A 618-nucleotide genomic window follows, 5' to 3' on the forward strand; every position below is an offset into this window, starting at 1 on the left:
CCGGCGGAGACCGGGACATCACCGGCCACCGCGCCCGGCGGCGCCGGGGGACGCATCTGGCTGCTCGCCGTCCTGGCGCTGATGGTCATGCTGTGCGAGGGCGCCGCCAACGACTGGAGCGCCCTGCACCTCAAGGACGTCCTCGGCGCACCCGCCGGCACCGCCGCCTTCGCCTACGGCACCTTCGCCGCGGCCATGACCACCGGCCGGCTCCTCGCCGACCGCATCGTCGCCCGGTTCGGCTCCATGGCGGTCCTGCGCCACGGCGCGGCCACGGCCGCCGTCGGCATCACCCTCGTGGCACTCTGCCCGTGGATGTGGGCCGCGTTCACCGGCTGGGCGCTGTTCGGCCTGGGCCTGTCCGGCACCGTCCCGCAACTGTTCAGCGCGGCCGGTCACGCCGACCCCGCGGCCGCCGGCGCCAACGTCTCCCGTGTCGCCGGGCTCGGCTACGTCGGCATGCTCGCCGGCCCCGCCGCCATCGGCTGGCTGACCCACCTCGTCGCCCTCGACCACGCCTTCGTCCTGCTGACCCTGCTGTGCCTCACCACCGCCGCGGCCGCCGGAGTCCTGCGCACCGGATCCGACCGCGCACCCCATGACGAGATGGCCCCCACC

1 protein-coding gene is annotated in these 618 nt (G+C 75.7%); it reads left to right on the forward strand.

Annotated features, from left to right (window positions below):
• Positions 1–618, forward strand: a 618-nt coding sequence (locus CW362_RS42940; RefSeq protein ID WP_162684472.1) for an MFS transporter, incomplete at both ends; no start/stop codon positions are given.

Origin of the sequence: Streptomyces populi, assembly GCF_002911015.1 — a bacterium.
Lineage (GTDB): Bacteria > Actinomycetota > Actinomycetes > Streptomycetales > Streptomycetaceae > Streptomyces > Streptomyces populi.